16 protein-coding genes are annotated in these 20,121 nt (G+C 64.9%); 7 read left to right on the top strand and 9 right to left on the bottom strand.

What is annotated here, in order from left to right:
- The first annotated feature begins 27 nt into the window (after positions 1-27).
- On the top strand, positions 28-2,376 hold the full coding sequence (locus J0O65_RS15825; RefSeq protein ID WP_215408134.1) for a chitinase C-terminal domain-containing protein: 2,349 nt from the start codon (positions 28-30) through the stop codon (positions 2,374-2,376).
- Positions 2,377-2,525: 149 nt separating this feature from the next.
- Here the strand turns inward: J0O65_RS15825 and J0O65_RS15820 are convergent, their stop codons facing one another.
- Positions 2,526-3,824 (bottom strand): maltoporin, encoded by a 1,299-nt coding sequence (locus J0O65_RS15820; RefSeq protein WP_215408132.1) that lies wholly within the window; start codon positions 3,822-3,824, stop codon positions 2,526-2,528.
- A 322-nt stretch (positions 3,825-4,146) separates the two neighbouring features.
- Between J0O65_RS15820 and J0O65_RS15815 the strand changes: the two genes are divergently transcribed.
- Together J0O65_RS15815 and J0O65_RS15810 are read left to right on the top strand one after the other, a co-directional pair.
- Entirely contained in the window at positions 4,147-6,060 is a 1,914-nt protein-coding gene (locus tag J0O65_RS15815) for a glucokinase (RefSeq protein ID WP_215408130.1), read from the top strand.
- The gene (locus J0O65_RS15810) at positions 6,044-7,114 is read left to right on the top strand and encodes a LacI family DNA-binding transcriptional regulator (RefSeq protein ID WP_215408128.1); all 1,071 of its coding nucleotides are present in this window, start codon (positions 6,044-6,046) and stop codon (positions 7,112-7,114) included. Before J0O65_RS15815 ends, J0O65_RS15810 begins: the two co-directional genes overlap by 17 nt.
- 5 nt (positions 7,115-7,119) lie before the next feature.
- Here the strand turns inward: J0O65_RS15810 and J0O65_RS15805 are convergent, their stop codons facing one another.
- The 4 genes from J0O65_RS15805 to J0O65_RS15790 form a co-directional block, all read right to left on the bottom strand.
- Entirely contained in the window at positions 7,120-8,043 is a 924-nt protein-coding gene (locus J0O65_RS15805; protein ID WP_215408126.1) for a carbohydrate kinase family protein, read from the bottom strand.
- Positions 8,040-9,254, bottom strand: coding sequence for an AGE family epimerase/isomerase (locus J0O65_RS15800; protein ID WP_215408124.1), 1,215 nt, complete (start codon positions 9,252-9,254; stop codon positions 8,040-8,042). The genes J0O65_RS15805 and J0O65_RS15800 overlap by 4 nt, the downstream gene beginning before the upstream one ends.
- 65 nt (positions 9,255-9,319) lie before the next feature.
- Positions 9,320-10,315, bottom strand: coding sequence for a tetratricopeptide repeat protein (locus J0O65_RS15795; protein WP_215408122.1), 996 nt, complete (start codon positions 10,313-10,315; stop codon positions 9,320-9,322).
- Positions 10,312-11,151 carry a tetratricopeptide repeat protein gene (locus J0O65_RS15790; RefSeq protein WP_215408120.1) on the bottom strand — a complete coding sequence of 280 codons (840 nt, stop codon included), beginning with the start codon at positions 11,149-11,151 and terminating at the stop codon, positions 10,312-10,314. Before J0O65_RS15790 ends, J0O65_RS15795 begins: the two co-directional genes overlap by 4 nt.
- Before the next feature lie 134 nt (positions 11,152-11,285).
- Between J0O65_RS15790 and J0O65_RS15785 the strand changes: the two genes are divergently transcribed.
- Complete coding sequence (locus J0O65_RS15785) at positions 11,286-11,678, top strand: DUF1090 family protein (protein WP_215408118.1); 393 nt, start codon at positions 11,286-11,288, stop codon at positions 11,676-11,678.
- On the opposite strand, the gene mmsB is transcribed toward J0O65_RS15785, so the two are convergent.
- The 3 genes from mmsB to J0O65_RS15770 are packed head-to-tail and all read right to left on the bottom strand — an operon-like array spanning position 11,675 to position 15,350.
- A complete protein-coding gene (mmsB, locus tag J0O65_RS15780) occupies positions 11,675-12,580 on the bottom strand; it encodes a 3-hydroxyisobutyrate dehydrogenase (RefSeq protein WP_215408116.1) in 906 nt (301 codons plus the stop codon). The genes J0O65_RS15785 and mmsB overlap by 4 nt on opposite strands.
- Before the next feature lie 11 nt (positions 12,581-12,591).
- Positions 12,592-14,106 carry a CoA-acylating methylmalonate-semialdehyde dehydrogenase gene (locus J0O65_RS15775; RefSeq protein ID WP_215408114.1) on the bottom strand — a complete coding sequence of 505 codons (1,515 nt, stop codon included), beginning with the start codon at positions 14,104-14,106 and terminating at the stop codon, positions 12,592-12,594.
- 26 nt (positions 14,107-14,132) lie between these two features.
- Positions 14,133-15,350 carry an ABC transporter substrate-binding protein gene (locus J0O65_RS15770; RefSeq protein ID WP_215408112.1) on the bottom strand — a complete coding sequence of 406 codons (1,218 nt, stop codon included), beginning with the start codon at positions 15,348-15,350 and terminating at the stop codon, positions 14,133-14,135.
- A gap of 121 nt (positions 15,351-15,471) precedes the next feature.
- On the opposite strand from J0O65_RS15770, the gene J0O65_RS15765 reads away from it, so the two are divergent.
- The 3 genes from J0O65_RS15765 (at position 15,472) to J0O65_RS15755 (ending at position 18,947) form a co-directional block, all read left to right on the top strand.
- Positions 15,472-16,389: a LysR family transcriptional regulator gene (locus tag J0O65_RS15765; protein ID WP_215408110.1), complete on the top strand. Its 918-nt coding sequence runs from the start codon at positions 15,472-15,474 to the stop codon at positions 16,387-16,389.
- 50 nt (positions 16,390-16,439) lie between these two features.
- Entirely contained in the window at positions 16,440-16,970 is a 531-nt protein-coding gene (locus J0O65_RS15760) for an isochorismatase family protein (protein WP_215408108.1), read from the top strand.
- Between the two features lie 105 nt (positions 16,971-17,075).
- Positions 17,076-18,947 carry a transthyretin-like family protein gene (locus tag J0O65_RS15755; protein WP_215408106.1) on the top strand — a complete coding sequence of 624 codons (1,872 nt, stop codon included), beginning with the start codon at positions 17,076-17,078 and terminating at the stop codon, positions 18,945-18,947.
- Between the two features lie 7 nt (positions 18,948-18,954).
- Here J0O65_RS15755 and J0O65_RS15750 read toward each other — a convergent pair whose 3' ends face one another.
- Positions 18,955-20,118, bottom strand: a complete 1,164-nt coding sequence (locus J0O65_RS15750) for an acetyltransferase domain-containing protein (RefSeq protein WP_215408104.1) — start codon at positions 20,116-20,118, stop codon at positions 18,955-18,957.
- Positions 20,119-20,121: the final 3 nt, after the last annotated feature.

Below are 20,121 nucleotides of genomic sequence, written 5' to 3'. Positions count from 1 at the left end.
TACAACCATAACGGAGACAGACACGACATGAAATCGAATGCATTATTGATGGCCTTGCTCAGCGGCGTGCTCGTCGCTTGCGGCGGCGGCCAGGAAGGCACGACCGCCACGCCCAACACCTTGCTCGCCGCCGTGGAAACGTGCGCCGTCTGGGATGCCGCCACCGTCTACACGGGCGGCCAGTGCGTGCTTTACCAGGGCGTCACCTACAAGGCCAAGTGGTGGACGCAGGGCAATGTCCCCAGCGCCACCGACCAGTGGGGCCCGTGGGCCGTGACGGATACGCCAACCCCGACACCGACGCCGACGCCAACCCCGACGCCGACGCCAACGCCGACGCCAACGCCAACGCCAACGCCAACGCCAACGCCAACACCGACGCCGACGCCGACGCCGACGCCCACGGCTTGCCGCCCGGACGGCTTGATTTCGGCCGTGCCGAATGTGCCGTATTGCAAGGTGTATGACGCGAATGGCCGCGAAGTGCTGGGCAATGGCTTGAACCGGCGCATCGTCGGCTATTTCGCCAGCTGGCGCACGGGTGTCGATGGCAGCCCGACTTACCTGGTGAACAACCTGCCGTGGGACAAGATCACCCACCTGAACTATGCGTTCGCCACCGTCGATCCGGCCACGTCGAAGATCGCCATCGGCAGCGGCGCGGCCAATCCGGACACGGGCCTGACGTGGCCGAACGTGCCGGCGGCGGCCATGGACCCCTCCTTGCCATACAAGGGCCACTTCAACTTGCTGGCGCAATACAAGAAGAAGTACCCGGGCGTCAAACTGATGATCTCCGTGGGCGGCTGGGCCGGCAGCGGCGGCTTCTACACGGCCACGACGAACGCGGACGGCAGCATCAACACGGCCGGCATCAATACCCTGGCCGATTCCATGGTGGCGTTCGTGCGCCAGTACAACTTCTTCGATGGCGTCGATGTCGATTACGAACATCCGACCACCAATAATGAAGCGGGCAATCCGAACGACTTCGCCGTCTCGAAACCGCGCCTGGCCGGCCTGATGACGAGCTACAACGTGCTGCTGAAAGTGTTGCGCCAGAAGCTCGACGAAGCGGCCGTGCAGGACAACAAGTACTATCTGCTGACCATCGCCGGTTCCGCCTCGGGCTGGGTCTTGCGTGGCGAGGAAAACATGTCTGGATTGAAATATCTCGATTATGCCAGTCTGATGAGCTACGACTTGCACGGCGCGTGGAACCAGTATGTGGGACCGAACGCGGCGCTGTTTGACGACGGCAACGATGGTGAATTGCGTGCCGGTAACGCCTACCAGTTCCAGAACATTGGTTACCTGAACACGGACTGGGCCTACCGCTATTACCGGGGCGCCATGCAGGCGGGGCGCATCAATATCGGCGTGCCGTTCTACACGCGGGGCTGGAAGGATGTCACTGGCGGCACCAACGGCCTGTGGGGCACGACGCCGCTGATCAGTTCCACCGTCACCTGCGCCGGCACCAAGACGTGCGGCACGGGCGCCACCGGCATCGACAATGTCTGGTTCGACCTCGACTCGCAGGGCAAGCCCACGCCGGGCGGCGGCAACCCCATCTGGCATGCGCTGAACTTGCAGAACGGTATCGTGCCAAGCTACCTGGACGCGTATAAAGTCACGGACAAGGCGCTGGTGGGCACGTATGTGCCGTACTACAGCAGCACCATGGTGGCGCCGTGGCTGTGGAATGCGACCAAGAAAGTGTTCATTTCCACGGAAACCACGCAATCGATCGCGGCCAAGGCCCAGTACATCGTCAACAACAATATCGGCGGCGTGATGATCTGGGAAATGGCGGGCGACTATGCCTGGGATGCCACGCGCAACGGCGGCAAGGGCGAGTATTTCATGGGCACGACCCTGACGGACGTCTTGTACCAGGCCTTCCGCACGGCTGGCGCATATGGCAACAAGCGCGCCGAAATCGCCATGCCGGCCACGGCGGCCAACGTCAGCATCAGCCTCGGTGGCTGGAAGCTGGGCGACAACAACTTCCCCATCAATCCGGTGATGACGGTGAAGAACAATACGGCGTCGACCCTGCCGGGCGGCACCGTCGTGGAGTTCGACTATCCCGTCTCGGCGCCGTCGGACATGAGCGACCAGTCCGGCTTCGGCTTGACGGTGATTAACGCCGGCTACACGGGGCCGAACAATATCGGCGGCTTCACGAAGAACTACAACCGGGCCCGCTTCGCGATTCCCGCCTGGCAATCGCTGGCGCCGGGCGGCTCCGTGGCGCTGACCTTGAATTACCGCCTGCCGATCTCGGGACCGGCCAACTACACGGTCACCGTGGGCGGCACCAAGTATGCGCTGACGCAAGAGTATCCGGAGTTGCCGGTGGCGCTGCCGTAAGCAGTGATGCGGTAGGGTAAACAGAGAAGGGCGGAACCGCGGTTCCGCCCTTTTTTCGGGGTCAGACCCGACGGGGGAATGTTACCCAATGGGGAACATTCCAATCACGCAGTGACCGACCCCAGCCTTTGCTTCTGGGTTGTTTCAGCTTAAAACCACGTCTCCACTTGGAAACCATACGAAGTGCCGCTGGTGTTGTTGTTATAGATCGGGCCGCCGTTGTTCGACGCGTTGACCGAGGCGGTGGCCGCATCGTTCCATTTGCCGTAGGTCACGAAGGCGCGCAGTTCAGGACGCGACCACAGGCCAGGACCGGCCGAGATCGTCGGCGCGATGGTCAGCTTGGTCAGACGCTTGGCCGGCAGGCCGCCCGCTTGCGTCACGCGGTCCGTGCCCAGTTCGCCCACCAGCTTGAAGTTGTCGGTGAATGCGTACACAGGGCGCACGCCGACCGAGGTCCAGGTCGAGGAACCGTTGGCGTTCGACTCGTCTTTTTGCCACAGGGCGACGAATTCCATGCCGAAGTTGGCCATCGGCTGGATCGCCATGTCATTGAAGATGCGCGTGCGCTTGCGGTCCGAACCGTAGGAGGTGCTGCCCGACGCGCCGAACTGGCCGTTACCGTCGCCGCCAACACCAGGACCGACGCCGTACTGCACGCCGAAGGTATTGCCGCCGCCGAACACTTTACCTTGGCGGTGGAAGGCCGACAGTTGCCAGCCGTTGTGTTTCGGGCCGTAGATGTCGTTGTCCTTGCCTTCAGCCGTGATGATGGTCGCGGCCAGGTCCAGGGTGCCGTTTTCATTGACGGGAATCTCGCCGTAGATGAAGTTCTGGCGCACGGCGGAACGGGTGCCGGTGATGGCGCCTGTGTTCTTGTCGCGGGCGTTGACGTCGTTGTCCTTGAAGAAGGCATACGAGAATTTACCGGGGCCAACAGGAATGCGGTCCAGGCCGGCGCCCGTGCCGTTCATGTTGATGTATTGCAAGTCCAGCATGTGGATGTCGGGACGGTAGTAGAAGCGCTTGCCGACCCAGGCCGTGCCGCCGTTCAGGAAATCGAGTCCCTGCGCTTCGACATAGGCCTTGACGATGCCCAGCTTGTTGTCGCCGAAATCCGAGTTTGGCGCGTAGGCGTTGACCCAGATGGTGGCCAGGTAGTTCACGCCGCCGGACTTGGCGACGGACTTGGTGTAGCCGAATTCCGTGTAGGCGTCGCACTCATTGCCCAGACGGTATTTCATGGTATTGCCGCCCAGGCCGAAGCAGCCTTGCGAGCCGCCGTCGCCCGAGGTATTGCTGCCGGCGCCGGCGCGCAGGTAGCCGTGGAAGCCTTCGGCGTCGGATGGGTACATGGGGTCGGCGGCAGCGGAACCGCTGGCGATGGCTAAGACGATGGCAGCCGGCAGTGTTTTCAGCACGGCCTTCAACATGTTGCGATGCAGCATGGTAAGTCTCCTCAGTAATTTGTTTTTATCTAGTCATTCGTGGCCGAATGTACTGGCCAGAATTCTTTCCAGCAGGGACATAGTAACTATACTACGAACAAATATCAACATATTATGTTGTAATCCTACGACTACTCTGCGACACTTTATTTGCCGGCTTTTTTGCCCTGCCGTCGCCCGTTTCTGGCGCAGGGAACAGGCATTTGGCCGGGTGCCCCGCATTTTTCGGCACGCGGCACGTATACGAATTAAAATCCTTGGTTTTTGCCATAATGACAGTGCGCCGCCAAGACAGCGCACGCAGACGAGACTAGGCACCGCCATGAAAATTGATGAAAAAATGGAAGTAGCAGGCAGCGATCCGGCGGAGCGTTTCAGTGACGGGCCGCGCCTGCTGGCAGACATCGGCGGCACCAATGCCCGCTTTGTGCTGGAAACGCGCCAGGGCCATCTGGAAGCGGTGGCCGTGCTGCCCTGCGACGACTACGCTTCGCTGCTCGACGCCATCACCGCATACATCGATAGCGACGAGGCGCGCGCCGCCGGTTCGGCGCGCGTGCGCCATGCGGCCATCGCCATCGCCAATCCCATCGACGACGACAATATCCGCATGATGAACCATCACTGGTTCTTCTCGATCGAGGCCATGCGCGCCACGCTGGGCCTCGACACCCTGCTGGTGGTGAATGACTTCACGGCGCTGGCCATGGCCCTGCCCTATCTGCGGCCCGACCAGCGACTGCAGATCGGCGGCGGCATGGCGCGCGCCGACAGCGTCATCGGCCTGCTAGGTTCGGGTACTGGCCTGGGCGTGTCGGGCATGATTCCCGCCGAAGACCGCTGGATCGCGCTGGGCAGCGAAGGGGGCCACGTCAGCTTCGCCCCCTGCGACCAGCGCGAGATGGACGTGCTGTCCTTCGCCTGGCGCGAGCTGTCGCACGTCTCGGCCGAACGCCTCGCTTCCGGGCGCGGCCTGGAACTGATCTACCGCGCCCTGTCCGAGCGCGCCGGCAAGCCCGATGCGCCGCCGCTGCTGGCGGCCGACATCACCAGCCGCGCCCTGAACAATGAATGCGACGTGTGCCTGGAAGCGGTGGACTGCTTCTGCGCCATCCTCGGCTCCATCGCCGGCAACGTGGCCATGACCCTGGGCGCGCTGGGCGGCATCTATATAGGCGGCGGCATCGTGCCGCGCCTGGGGCCCCTGTTCGAACGCTCGCAGTTCCGTGCCCGCTTCGAGCAAAAGGGCCGCCTGAACGAATACCTGGCGCAGATTCCCACCTTTCTGATCACGGCCGAACTGCCGACTTTCCTCGGCATCGCCGCCATCCTGGCGCAAAAGCTCAAGCGCGCCCACTCCGGCGCGCCCGTGCTCGAATCCGTGCGCCAGGCGCGCGGCCGCATGAGCCCCTCGGAATGCAAGGTGGCCGACTGGGTCTTGAAGGAGCCGAACGCCATGCTGACCTTGCCGATCGCGGAAATCGCCCAGCGGGTCGGCGTCAGCCAGCCGACGGTGATGCGCTTTTGCCGCTCGATCGGCGTGCAGGGCCTGGCCGACTTCAAACTGAAGCTCGCTTCGGGCCTGACGGGCGGCGCCATCACGGTGGCCCACTGCCACGTGGAGATTTCGGATTCCGACGCCGAGCTGGCGCGCAAGGTGCTGGGCAATAACGCCTCGGCCGCGCTGGCCCTGCGCGACATGCTCGACGTCAAAGCGCTGACGGCCGCCATCGAACTGCTGCGCGGCGCGCAGCGCGTGGAATTGCTGGCCGTGGGCAGCGCCCGCGTCGTGGCCGACGACATGCAGCAAAAACTGCTCAACCTGGGCATCGTCAGCAGCTTCTTTGCCGATCCGCAGGCGCAGGAAATGAGCGCCGCCATGCTGAAACCGGGCGACGTGGCGCTGGTCATTTCGCGCTCGGGGGCCCTGCCCGACCTGCTGCGCACCGTCAAGGTGGCGCAGGGCTGCGGCGCGCGCGTGCTGGCGATCACGGCCAGCAGTTCGCCATTGGCCAAGCTGGCCGACGTGCTGCTGACCCTGAACCACCCGGAAGGCAACCTCAATTTCGTGCCCATGATCGTGCGCCTGCTGCAGCTGATGATGCTCGACATCCTGTCGGTGGGACTGGCGCGGCGCGATACGGCGCAGCGCACCAGCGCCGCCGAACTGGAAGTAGGTCAATTGCACGGCATGCGCATCAGCGGCAAGCTGAAATTCGGTGGCCACCTCGAATAAGGCGGCGCCCGCCGCCCACGCCCCCGATACGGCCAGCGGGGCCACCGTGCACGACGTGGCGCGCGTGGCCGGCGTGTCGGCCATGACGGTGTCGCGCGTGATCAATGGACGCAGCAGCGTCAGCGCGGCCACGCGCGACAAGGTCGAGGCGGCGATCGCCAGCCTGCGCTACCAGCCCAACCTGGCGGCCAGGGCGGCACGCACGGGCACCTTGCGCATCGGCCTGCTGTACAGCAATCCCAGCGCCGCCTTCCTCAGCGAATTCCTGGTTGGCGCCATGGACCAGTGCCGCCAGGGCGGCGGCCAGCTGCTGCTGGAGCGCTGCGAAGACCTCGACAGCCAGCGCGCCGGCATCGATTGCCTGGTGGCGGCAGGCGTGGACGGCATCCTGGTGCCGCCGCCCCTGTGCGATTCGCCGGAAGTGCTGGCGCAGCTGAATCAGATGGGCATCCCCGCCATCGCCGTGGCCACGGCGCGCCCCACGCCCGATGTGTCGGCCGTGCGCATCGACGACTACGAAGGCGCGCTGGCCATGACGCGCCACCTGCTCGCGCTGGGCCACCGCGACATCGGCTTCATCGAAGGCGATCCGGCGCACACGCCCGCCCTGCTGCGCCGCCAGGCCTTCGAGGACGCCATGCGGGAAGCGGGCTTGCGGGTAGCGCCGCACCGGGTGGCGCAAGGCTATTTTACGTATCGTTCGGGGCTGGACGCGGCGCGCCAGCTGCTGGCGCAGGCACCGCACCCCAGCGCCATCTTCGCCAGCAATGACGACATGGCCGCCGCCACCCTGGCCGTGGCGCACGGCATGGGCTTGCAGGTACCGGCGCAATTGAGCGTGTGCGGCTTCGACGACACGCCCGTCGCCACCACCGTCTGGCCCGAGCTGACCACCATCCACCAGCCCATCGCCGACATGGCGCGCGCCGCCGTCAGTCTCGTCATCGACGAAATCCGCCAGCGCCGCGCGGGAGAAACGGCGCCCGCCACGCATCATCTGATGGCGTTCACCCTGATGGCGCGGGCGTCGACGGGACCCGTGACGTGGGGTTGATACGGCTACCGCACTACCGTGCGCTGCGCCAGCGATTCCACCAGTTCCACCGATGGCGGTGAGCCACCGGCCGCCAGGCAGGCGCCCGCTCCGGCCGCGACGGCAAAGCGCAGATGCGCGCCGCCGTCGGCCTCTGGCCGGTACATCAGGCTGTACAGCAAGCCGCCGATGCTGGCGTCGCCCGCCCCCACCGAGTCGACCACCTCGATGGCGGGCGGCGCCGCCTGCCATGCCTGCTCGCCCCGGTACAGCGCCGCGCCCTGCGCGCCGCGCGTATACAAATACATGGCTTGCGGATTCCAGCTGCGCAGGGTGGCGAACGCGCCGTCGATGTCGTCATGGCGGAACAGGCCCGCCAGGTCTTCATCGGACACCTTGATCACGTCGGCCAGCTGCGTCATGCGGCGCAGGGTGGCGTCGTAGCGTTCATCCATCATGATGCGGAAATTCGGGTCGTAGCTGATCTTCACGCCAGCGGCCTTGAGTTCCTGCGCCAGCGCCACCAGCTTGCCCGCCAGCGGTTCGCGCGCCAGGCTGATGCCGCCGAAATGCACCCATTGCGCACCCTGCATCCAGCCGGCCGGCAAGAGCGAGGCGTCGAAATGCAGGTCGGCGCTGTCGTCGCCAATAAAGTAGTACGTGGGCGGATGCAGTTCGTGCACGATGGCCAGCAGCGGCGACTTCGCATGGCGCTGCAGGAAGCGCATGTCCAGGCCCGCCGCTTTGGTGGCGGCGGCCAGCGCGTCGCCGAAGACGTCGCGGCTGATTGCACCCGCAAAGGCGCTGGGCACGCCCAGGCGCGCCATCACGCGCGCCACGTTCCAGGTCGAGCCGCCCACCTGGCTGCTCCAGGAGTCCGGGCCCGTGCGCAGCATGTCCGTCAGCGCTTCGCCGGCCGATACAAAGCGTGGGAAATTGGCGGCGTTCATGCGGCACCGCCAATCACGTTCAGCACTTCGTAGCAGGCGCCCATGGTGTGGTAATCGACCTTGCCGGCCGGGCTTTTCTCCTTGCTGATTTTTTGATTCTCCGGCGTCAGGATGCGGTACCAGGCGCCGTGTTCGTGATCGACGAAGTGCGTCCAGCTGTAGTCCCAGATCTTGTCGTAGCTTTGCCAGTAAGCCTCGTCGCCCGTGCGCGCGGCCAGCACGGCGGCCGCGGCGAAGCTTTCCGCCTGCACCCAGAAGTATTTGTCGCCATCGCAGATCTCGTCCTGCGGGCCGAAACCGTAGTGGATGCCGCCATGCGCGCCATCCCAGGCCTTGGCCAGCGCCGTGTCGTACAGGGCGCGCGCGCGCGGCAGCAGCCAGTCGGACGGTCCGGCCATGAACTTGGCGTGGCGCTCCATGATCAACAGCAGCTTGGCCCATTCCGTGAAATGGCCAGGCTGGTAGCCCCAAGGCCGGAAGATATTGCTCTTGTCGTGCAGATTGTAGTCCCAGTCGATCGACCAGTCGGGTTTGTAGTGTTCCCAGATCATGCCGTTCGCCAGCGCCGCCTGGCGCACCGTGATGTTGTGCGCCAGCGTCTCGGCGCGGTGCAGATAGCGCGCCTCGCCCGTCGCCTCGAACGCGGCCAGCATCGCTTCGCAGGCATGCATATTGGCGTTCTGGCCCCGGTAGCCGTCCAGGGTGGACCAGTCGGCGCTGGCCACGTCCGCATACAGGCCGTGTTCGGGCAGCCAGAAGCGCTGCTCCATCAATTCAAAGGTTTCGTCCAGGTAGGCGCGCGCTTCCGGCATGCCGGCCTGCAGCGCGTGGGCATATGCGAGCAGCACGAAGGCCAGGCCGTAGCAGTGATTGGCGCCGTCTTCCACCGTCTTGACGCCGTCCTGCCACTTCAGTTGCCAGGCATAGCCGCCCGTGGCGGGGTCGCGGTGCGCGTCGCGCAAAAAGGCCACGCCGTGGCGCAGGGCCGCCTGGTAATCGTCGCCGCCGAAATGACGGTAGGCCATGGCGTAATTGAAGACGAAGCGCGTGCTGCTGACCAGGTGGCGCGTGCTGGCGTCGTACACCGTGCCGTCATCGAGGAAGAAGTGATAAAAGCCGCCGCTCGGGTCGACAGCGCGCGGGTGGTAAAAGTGCATCGTGTGCCGGATATGCTTTTCGAGCATGTCCCTGGAGCGGAAATCGGGATTCATGGGTCTCTCATGATATTGTTATCGATAACAATGATGATAGCATGCCGTTTTCACGCCGTCTCGGTCTACCTGGCCAGCCTGAGCTTTTCGCGCCACAGCGCCGCCTGCGCGGGGTCGGCCGCCTGTCCCAGTTCGCCATTCTCATACACCTTCACCAGCCGCCGCATGGCGTCCAGGTCGCCCTGCCTGGCCGCCAGCAGGTACAGCGCGAAGGGCTTGGGCGCAGGCCCTTGCCGGGTCGGGCCGCCACGGCCCTGCTCCAGCAGGCGCGCGAAACCCGTCTGACCCGGCGGGCTTTTGGCGATGGCCGCCATTTCATACCAGCCCAGGGCTGCCTCGTCGCTTTGCTGCACGCCCTGTCCCACTTCATACGAGTATGCGACATTGTTCAAGCCGGGCGGATCGAGCGCCTTGGCCGCCCGCATGTACCAGCCGAACGCCTGCTTGCGCTGCGCCTCGTCCTGCGCCCTCATCATCAGGCGGTAGCCGATTTCATTGTAGGCGGGGATGAAGCCATTTTCGGCATAGAACTTCAGCCAGTGCAGCGCGTGCGCCTGCTCTGCCGGGCTGCTGTGGATATTCTCGAAGTGCATCGCCACCGTGTAGTTGGCCAGTTCCACGCCTTGCGCGGCGCCCTTGCGCGACCAGTATTCGCCCAGCTTGCGGTCGACGGCCATGCCCTGGCCCAGCGTGTAGGCCACGCCGAGGAAAGCCTGCGCCGGGCCATAGCCGCCTTCGGCCGATTTCCGCATCCACGCAAGGCCCGCGTCGCGGTCGCGCGGCGTGCCCACGCCCTCGTGCAGCATCTGCGCCAGCTCCAGCTGGGCAGCCGTGTCGCCCCCTTCGGCGGCGCGGCGCGTCTTGTCGAAGGCCGCGACCTTGTCCGGCGACAGGTCGGCCGGGCGGTCGATCACGGCTTGCACGCGCGCGCGCATGTCGTCGAGGCCGGACATGTCGAATTCGGCCAGCGCCGGATGCTGGCGCGGCGCCGGTTCGGCGGCTGGCTGCGCCAGCACGTTCTGCGCCAGTGCCAGGCTCAATATCAACAGGATGGTCTTCATTTGTTTTCCTTCTCTGCCAGCTTGGCGCGCCATTCGGCAGCGTCTTCCGCATTCGCCGCTTGTCCCAGTTCGCCCTTGACATACACCTCGATCATGCGCCGCATGGCGGGCACGTCGCCGCTCCATGCCGCCCGCTCGTACCAGACCAGGGCCAGCTTGTCCGACCGTTTCACGCCCAGGCCCAGTTCATGTGCGCGGGCCAGGTTGCGCATGCCGGCAGGTTCCTTTTCGCGCGCCGATCTGTCATACCAGTGGAAGGCCTCGCCGCGCTCCTGCTCATCGGTCGCCGCGCGCATCAGGTGCTCGCCCAGCGCGTTATACGCGGGCACGAAGTTCTGTTCGGCCGCCCTCTTCAACCATCGGATGGCCAGCGTCTGTTCCTCGGCACTGCTGCCGCCATTGATGAATTCCAGCGCCAGGATGGTTTGCGCCAGTTCGTCGCCTTGCGCGACGCCCTTGCGCAGCCAGACTTCGCCCTGCACGCGGTCGACGGGCACCTTGCCACCCACGGTGTAGGCCAGCCCCAAGGCCGCTTGCGCCGGCGCATAGCCGCCTTCGGCCGACTTGCGTACCCAGGCCATCGATAGCGCCGTGTCTTGCGGCGCGCCGACGCCCAGCTGCAGCATGCGCGCCAGTTCCAGCTGCGCTTCAACATCGCCCGCTTCGGCCGCACGCCGGGCCTGCTCAAACTCGGCGATGCTTTCCGGGCTATGGCTGGTCGCATCCGCCCTCGCCTTGATGGCGATCAGCTGCAGGTCGAGCAAGGCGGGCGAGGTCTGAGCCAGCAGGGGCAGCGGCAAAAGTAAGGGCATCAGCAACAGGAATTTCTTGGGCATGCGGCGGTGTCGGGAAGGAGAAAACACGCATGGTAGCCGATGGCGCGCCAGGAAGGCGCACACGGCACGCGAAGTTTGACAGGGCAGGCTGGCAGGCTTACATTGCACGAGCCCACCACTGACACAGGAACACCATGAACCGCCTATCGAAAACCACCTTGACCTTGCTCGTCGCCCTCGCCGCCAGCGGCGCCGCCAGCGCCGCCGAGACCCAGCTGGCCGGCTGCGCCGCCAAGCGCGAAAGCATCCGCAGCGAATTGCGCCAGGCCAAAGAACAGGGCCTGGCCGACAAGGTCGCGGGCCTGACGCGCGCGCTCGACGAAGTCAATGCCCACTGCAGCGACAACGCGCTGATCGAACGCCACAACAAGAAGGTGCTGAAGGCGCAGGCAAAAGTAAACCAGACGGAGCGTGCGCTGCGCCTGGCCCAGGAAGCCAATAAACAGCCGAAGAAGATCGCCAAGCTGGAAGGCAAGCTGGAAAAAGCCAGGGCGGAACTGGCCGCCCTGCAGGCGCAACAGCCTTAAGCTTTTTCGCCCAGCAGTTGATAAATGCTGGAAAAATCCAGCGTGCCCGCCCCCGCCTTGCTGTGCAAACTATACAGATTGCGCGACAAGGCGCCCAGCGGCACGCTCGCGCCGCTGGCCAGCGCGCTTTCCACGGCCAGCCCCAGGTCCTTGAGCATCAGGTCGACGCCAAAGCCGCCCGTGTAGCCGCGCGACGCGGGCACATTCTCGGCCACGCCCGGGCACGGGTTGTACACGTCCAGGGTCCAGTTGCGGCCCGAGCTTTTCGCCATCACGTCCGACACCACCTTAGCGTCCAGGCCATTGGCCACGCCCAGGCGTATCGCTTCGCTGGTGCCGATCATGAGTATCCCCAGCAGCATGTTGTTGCATATCTTGACCGTCTGGCCGCAACCCGAGCCGCCCGCGTGGAAAATCGCCTTGCCCATGACGTCCAGGCAAGGCCGCGCCGCCGCCAGCGCGGATGCTTCGCCGCCCACCATGAAGGTCAGGGTGCCGTTGGTGGCGCCCGCCGTGCCGCCCGACACGGGCGCGTCCAGCATCGGCATGCCCTTGTCCTGCGCCGCGCGGCCCACCTGGCGCGCCGCCTCGGTGGAAATCGTCGAACAGTCGATCAGCAAGGTGCCGGGCCGCGCCTGCGCCAGGATGCCGGCATCCCCCAAAGGGTTACCCAAATACGCGCCCAGCACGTGGCGGCTGGCCGGCAGCATGGTGATGACGATGTCGGCCGCGCCTATCGCCGCCGCCTGGTCGTCGGACACCAGGCCGCCGCCGTCGGCGAATTGCCGCACGCTGGCCGGCAGCAAATCGAAGCCCGTCACCGCATGGCCGGCGCGCACGAGGTTGTGCGCCATGGGCAAGCCCATGTTACCGAGGCCGATGAAAACGATGTTGCTGCTCATGGCCGCCTCCCTCATTTCATCGCGATGGTGGTGTTGACGCCGCTGCCGCCGTCGTCCGGGGCGAACCAGCGCGCCGTGACGGTTTTGGTCTGCGTCCAGAAGTACAAGGCTTGCTTGCCGTTCGGGCCCAGGTCGCCCAGTTTCGACGCGCGCGACCCCGTAAAACTGAAGTAGGCGACGGGCACGGGAATGGCCACGTTGATGCCCACCTGCCCCACGTCGATCTCGTTCTGGAACTTGCGCCCGGCCCAGCCGGACGAGGTGAAGATCGAGGTGCCGTTGCCGTTCGGGTTGGCGTTGATGAAGGCGATGGCCTGGTCCAGCGTGTCCGTCTCGACCACGCACATGGCGGGGCCGAAGATTTCCTGCGTGTAGACGGAGTTCGATGCCTGCACCTTGGAGAAAATCGTCGGCCCCATGAAGTTGCCGCCCTCGTAGCCGGCCACCTTGTGGCCGCGGCCGTCGAGCAGCAGTTGCGCGCCTTCGTCCACGCCCGCCTGGACCAGCTTTTCCGCACGCTGCATGGCCGCTTTCGAGACCATCGGTCCCAGGTCGGCCGTGCGGTCGCTGCCCGGCCCCACTTTCAGGGCCTGCGAGCGGGCGACGATTTCCGGCAGCCAGGAACGGGCCTCGCCCACCAGCACGACGACGGAATTGGCCATGCAGCGCTGGCCGGCCGCGCCGAAGGCGGCGCCGATCAGGTTATTGATCGCCTGCTCCTTGTTGGCGTCGGCCAGCACGACGCAATGGTTTTTCGCGCCCATCATCGATTGCGCACGCTTGCCCGATTCGCTGGCGCGCCGGTACACATGCGTGCCCACGTGGGTCGAGCCGATGAAGGAGACGGCCTTGATGTCGGGATGGTCGCACAGCATGTTGACGACGTCCGCGCCGCCATGCACGACGTTCAGCACGCCGGCCGGCAAACCCGCCTGGTACATCAGCTCCACCAGGTACATGGTCGAGGACGGGTCCTGTTCCGACGGTTTCAGCACAAAGGTATTGCCGCAGGCGATGGCGATGGGGAACATGAAGCACGGCAGCATGACGGGGAAGTTGAAGGCCGTGATGCCGGCGCCCACGCCCAGGGGCTGGTAGATGTTGTAGACATCGACGCCGGTGGCCGCGTTTTCCGCGATCTCGCCCAACTGCAGGGTGGCGATCGAGCACGCGTGCTCCACCACTTCCAGGCCGCGCATGACTTCCCCTTCCGCGTCGGGCAGGGTCTTGCCGTGTTCGCGCGTGATCAGTTCGGCCAGGGCGACTATGTTTTCGCGGATCAGCTGCTGGTACTTGAGCATGATGCGCATGCGCGCGGCCAGCGGCGTGTTGCGCCACGTTTTAAAAGCTTCCTTGGCCGTGGCGACGGCCAGCTTGACTTCATCGGGCGTGGAAAACGGCACCCTGGCGACGATTTCCTGCGTGGCCGGGTTGACGACGTCGCGCCATTCGCTGCTGGTCGAGGCGTGGTGCTTGCCGGCGATATGGAGGGGGACGGCGGGGACTTGGGTGAGGGCTTGGTTCATGTGAGGCTCCGTAAGGTATTCGATGGTTATTTTTTAACGAGGTTGCACGCCGCCGCATCCATAGTCTTGAAGGCCTGGTCGGCGGGAATGGTGGACAGCACTTTCAGGTAGTCCCACGCGCCTTTCGATTCGGCCGGGGTCTTGACCTGCACCAGATACATGTCGTGGATCACGCGGCCGTCGGGGCGGATCGAGGCGTTGTTCATGACGGCATCCTTGATGGGCAGTTCGCGCATCTTCTGGGCGACGACCTTCGAGTCATCGCTCTTCGCGGCCGCCACCGATTTCAGGTAGTGATAGACGCTGGAATACACGCCCGCCTGTACCATGGTCGGCTTGGCGCCCTTGTTGAGCGCCTCGAAACGCTTGGCAAAGGCGCGGCTGCGGTCATCGAAATCCCAGTAAAAGCCGTCCGCGTAGACGAGGCCCTGGGCCGTTTCCAGTCCCAGCGCGTGCACGTCGGAGAGGAACACCAGCAAGGCGGCCAGACGCTGGTCCTTGCCGCTGCCGATACGGAATTCGCGCGCCTGCTTGATGGCCGACACCGTGTCGGCGCCGCCGTTGGCCAGGCCGATCACCTGCGCTTTCGACCCTTGCGCCTGCACCAGGAAGGACGAGAAATCCGAGGCGTTCAGCGGATGGCGCACGGCGCCCAGCACCGTGCCGCCATTGCGCTTGACGACTTCGCTGGCGTCCTTTTCCAGCGAATGGCCGAAGGCGTAATCGACGGTGACGAAGTACCAGGATTTTTGCCCCAGCTTGGTCAATGCCGCCGCCGTGCCGGCCGCCTGCGAATAGGTGTCGAACATCCAGTGGAAGCCGTTCGGCGAGCAATCCTCGTTCGTCAGGCGCCCCGTGGCGGGGCCGCTGAACATGGCGATGCCGCCCTTCTCTTTCATCAGCTTTTGCACGGACAGGGCCACCGACGAGTTGGTGAGGTCGGCGATGGCGTCGACCTTGTCGCGGTCCAGCCATTCGCGCGCCTTGGAAGCGGCGATGTCGGCCTTGTTGAGGTGGTCGGCCGACAGGATCTCGATCTTCATGCCCTTGCATTCGGCTTTTAAACAATCCTCGACGGCCATCTGGCTGGCGACGACGGAGCCGCGCCCGCCCATGGCCGAATACGGGCCGGACATGTCGGTCAGGATGCCGATTTTGACGACGCCATCGGAAATCTGCGCGTGCGCGCCGGTAAAAGACAGGGAAAGCGCCAGCGCGCCCATGGCCAGAACGGTTTTTTTCATGCGTGTCTCCAGGTGAACGGGTTTTCTTATAGGTGTAGATGCATTCTGCATGTGTAAAAATAGTGACTCAAGATAAATTAATGCATAATTCCTTTGCAAAAATGCACAGAGAGGACAAGCCATGCTCGATTGGGACAATGTACGGGTCTTCCTGGAACTGACGCGCAGCGCCGGCCTCGTCGATGCGGCGAAAAAGCTGGGCATCGACCATTCCACCGTGTCGCGGCGCATGCGCAAGTTCGAGGAACAGGTGGGCACGCAGCTGTTCGACCGCAACTACGTGGGTTACCAGCTGACGCCCGAGGGCCACCGCCTGATGGAATACGCGGAAACGATGGAAAGCACCGTGTTTGCCGCCACCGAGGAGCTGGGCGAACACAACCGGCTGCTGTCGGGCCAGGTGCGCCTGGGTGCCACGGAAGGCTTCGGCGCCATCGTGCTGGCGCCGCACCTGGCGCAGTTTTGCGGGCGCTACCCGCACATCAGCGTCGACCTGATCGCCGTGCCCCGTTTCGTCAGCCTGTCCAAGCGCGAGGCGGACGTGGCCATTTCCATCGAGCGGCCCCTGTCCGGCCCGTATGTCGTGACGAAGCTGTCCGACTACCGGCTGAAACTGTACGCCACGCCAGCCTACCTGGCGCGCCACGCGGCCATCACCAGCGTGGCGCAGCTGGCGCAGCATCCGATCATCGGCTATGTGGACGACCTGGTCTTCAGTTCGGAGCTGCGCTACATGGACAACGTGGCGCCCGACTCGCTGCGCGCGTTTCGCAGCACCAGCGTGATCGCCCAGTACCACGCGGCGCGCGCCGGCCAGGCGCTGGCCATCCTGCCCTGCTTCGTGGCGCAGCAATCGAACGAACTGGTACCCGTGCTCGACGGCGAGATCGACCTGACGCGCGCCTTCTGGATGATCTCGCCCAGCGAGCGGCGCAACATCGCCAGGGTCAGCGCCCTGTGGAATTACCTGCGCACCGCCATCGACGTCAATCACGCCTACCTGATGGGCGAGACGGCCACGCCCAGCTGGCCAAGTTAAGCACACTGCGGCGCGCTACACTGTCGCCACATATGAATAAGGAGAAAGCCATGCTGATGGATGCGAACCAGGCCGTACTGGTCATTGTCGACCTGCAAGGCCGCTTGATGCCGGCCATCCACGATGCGGGCCTGGTGCTGGCGCAGAACCTGCGCCTGGCCAGGATCGCGCGGCTGCTCGACGTGCCCGTGCTGGGCACCGAACAGAACCGCCAGGGACTGGGGCCGAACGTGGAAGAGATCGCCGCCCTGTGCGAACGTACCTTGCACAAGACGCATTTCGGCGCCTGTTTTGACGGCTTGCAGGACATGCTGCCCGCCGGGCGCAAACAGATCGTCGTCACCGGTTGCGAAGCCCATGTATGCATGCTGCAGACGGCCATCGGCTTGCTGGAACTCGGGTACGACGTGAGCATCGCCATCGACGCCGTCGGTTCGCGCCAGGCGGCCAGCCGCGATGCGGCGCTGGCCCGCCTGGACAAGCTGGGCGCCCACCTGGTGACGGTGGAGATGCTGGCCTTCGAGTGGTTGCGCGACTGCAAGCATCCGCGCTTCCGCGACGTGCTGGCGCTGATCAAATAGCCACTCTTTTACGCAGGATCAAGCCTGAAGAGCGCCCATTTGCTAGCGTGGTAACAGCGCCGCCATTCCGAGCGGCGCGCCGTCCACATCAGCAAGGGAACCATCATGGCCTATATCCTGCGAGGCAAGCTGTGCGGCTTGATCTGCGCCGAGTGTCCTGAAGCCTTATCCCACGTCATCGTGCGCCTGTACCGGCCGCGCGCGTCGCAAAACGTCACGGCCCTGGCCGTCGCCAGCGCCAAGGAAACCTTCGCCATCCTCACCGATGAAGAGGTGCAAGCGAAGGCGCCGTTCCTGCTGGCCGAGGCGCGCACGGATGACGATGGCAACTACAGTTTCACCCTGGACGGCGATTATCAGGGCGAGGCCGTCGAAGTCGATGTGCTGTGCCCCACCGTGCCGCATTTGAAGCCGGGGCCGAAAGACCCCGTGCCGCTGCAGTTTTCCATCACCACCGTCCAGCCCCGCTGGCGCCAGGTCGACAACGATTTCCTCGCCATCTGGGACTATTGCCTGCCGCAGCGCTTCTGGTGCCTGGTGCGCGCCCGCTTCGGCGCCTGGACCATCTGCGGCCGGCTGCGCACCTGCGAGGCGCCGCACACGCCGATCGCCGGCGCCACCGTGCGCGCCTTCGACGCCGACTGGCTGCAGGACGATGCGCTGGGCGTGGCGGTGACGGACGCCGGCGGGCGCTTCCGCATCGATTACCTGACGTCGGATTTCACGCTCACGCCGTTTTCACCGTTCATCAACGTGGAATTCACCAGCGGCCCCGACGTATATTTCAAGGCCCAGCTGGGCAGCGTCACCATCCTGTCGGAAACCCAGGCCAACGGCCGCCAGCCGGGCCGCGAAAACGTGGGCCACTGTTTCTGCGTGGAATTGTGCTCGAAAGACGTCCTGCCGCCCGACGTGGAAGGCGTACCCCACTGGCAGCAGGTGGAAATCTTCGACATCCACCCATTTCCCTCGCTGGCCGGCTTTTCCGCGCAAGGCTATGCGGGCGGCGCGGCCGCCTCGTATGTGTTCGCCGGTGGCGTCACCCTGAAGGGAAATTGCCCGCTGCGCAACAGCGCCATTCCCGCCAATCCGCTCGAATACCGCTTCCTCATCGGCGAATGGTCCTGGCCGGGCGGCACGGACGACCCGACAGCCATCCCCACGGTGGCCCCCGCCAGCCTGGCGCCGCTCACGCAAGTGCTCGGCACGCACGTCGGCTATGTGTTTTATACGAACGGGCTGGGCCTGGCCGACTCCGCGCCCGTCATCATCGACGCGGGCGACTTGAAACCGGGCGGCTGGATACGGGTCGACGGCAAGCAAGTCACGGTGGACATGCGCGACGGCACGACGGCCATCGTCATCGTGCAGCAGAATATCTTCCTGCGCACCTTCGACTTGCTGACCGTGAATACGCCAGCCATCACCAGCCTGCATCCGGCCAAGCTGCCGGGCGGCTTGCCGATACTCGACGCGGGCCGCAGCCTGACGGCGGCGGAAAGCGAACCGATACGCCGCTACCGCCTGGGCTTCGAGGTGCGCGATGGCAATACCCTGGCGCTGGTGGCCACGGACGGCCTCGATTCCATCGTCTTCGACAATTCACCCGTCATCGTCGCGCTGGACCTGGAAGAGTTGCGCAGCAATGCCTGCAACCCCGTCTCGGGCGGCCTCGTGCATATCCTGTACACGATCGACCATCCGCATCTGCGCTTCTTCAATATCACGATTTCCAACAACAACGGCATCACGCACCCGCCGCCACCGCTGCCGGCCGCCAGCTTCACGCCACCGCCGCCACCGGGCAATTATCTGTTCCGCGGCGGCGCGGGCGGGCCGCATTTATCGGGCAACAATGGCGGCTTCCCCGTCAATGTGGCGCTCGACCCGCCGTGCGCCTACCGCGTGGCCATCGGGTGGCAGACGCGGCACTACCTGGCGTCCAGCCACAGCATCGACAGGTTGTACTGCAAGTAAGCATGCTTCAAAAATAACGTACCCACGCCTGCCGCGACGTGCGCTTGTAATGGGCAAAAGCGCGGCAGGGAAAGTACAGCACGGGCATCAGGGCCAGCGCGATCAGCCACACTTGCCAGATATGCTCGACGCCGTAGCGGGTGCCATGGTTGGCGCCCAGCACGGCCGTCAGGGTGATGCCTATCACCAGCAGCAAATACAGGTGCAGCAGATAGTAAAACATCGGGGCGCCGCCAAAGGTGGCGCAGGCGCGCGTGAACCCGTTATCGACGCTTTCCAGCCAGGCCAGACCCAGCAAGCCCAGGCCCAGGGTGAACAGCAGAAAATCCAGCGACGGCGGATATTTGGTGAAATTCAGCACGCTCATGACCGTGCGCAGTGCCGTGTCGCCGGCCACCCACGGCAGGGTTTCGCCGTAGATATTGAAGCCGCGCAGCAGGCCCAAGAGCAGCAAGCTGCCCGCACCCAGCGCCAGCAGCAGGCGGCGCCGCCCTTCCGGTGAGCGGCTGCGCGCATACAGGGGGCCGGCTGCATAGCCGAGCACGATCACGCCTATCCACGGCAGCAGCGGATAGCTGACCTTGATCTTCATGGCGCCATCGGCCACCAGGTAACCCCGTTGCAGCAGCACCGTCAGCAGATAATAGGCAAAGCTGCCCTCTTGCGCGTGCAAGCCGGTCAGCAGATGCTGGCCCGCGACAATCCCCACGCCGAGCACTACCAGCACTTTCCACGGCAACTTGTGCAGCACGGCCAGCGCCATCATGGCCAGGCCGATGACCCAGATCACCTGCAAATACAGCACGGCCGGCGGAAACGCCCCGCTCCACGCGAAGTTGACGAACACCAGTTCCAGCAGCACCAGCAGCAAGCCCCGCTTGAACAGGAAACCGGCCGCGCCGCGGGGACCGGTGGCTGGATGCGCGTACAGCCAGGCCGACAAGCCCGTCAGGAAGACGAACATGGGCGCGCACACGTGGGCCGCCAGGCGGGTGAAGAACAGGGCCGGATCGACGTGGGCCGCATCCATGGGGTCGCCCACCTGATGGTGTAAAAAGACCGTTTCGCGCACATGGTCGAACAGCATGATCAGCATGACGAGGCCGCGCAGTACGTCGATGACGGCGATGCGGGCGCGCAAGGTGGCGGGAGGAGTCAAGGTCATCGTCATCGC

Source organism: Janthinobacterium sp. JC611, from assembly GCF_018682595.1.
Classification (GTDB): domain Bacteria; phylum Pseudomonadota; class Gammaproteobacteria; order Burkholderiales; family Burkholderiaceae_D; genus Janthinobacterium.
Note: the sequence above shows the minus strand (reverse complement) of the source record. Positions and strands in the feature narration are given on the sequence as shown.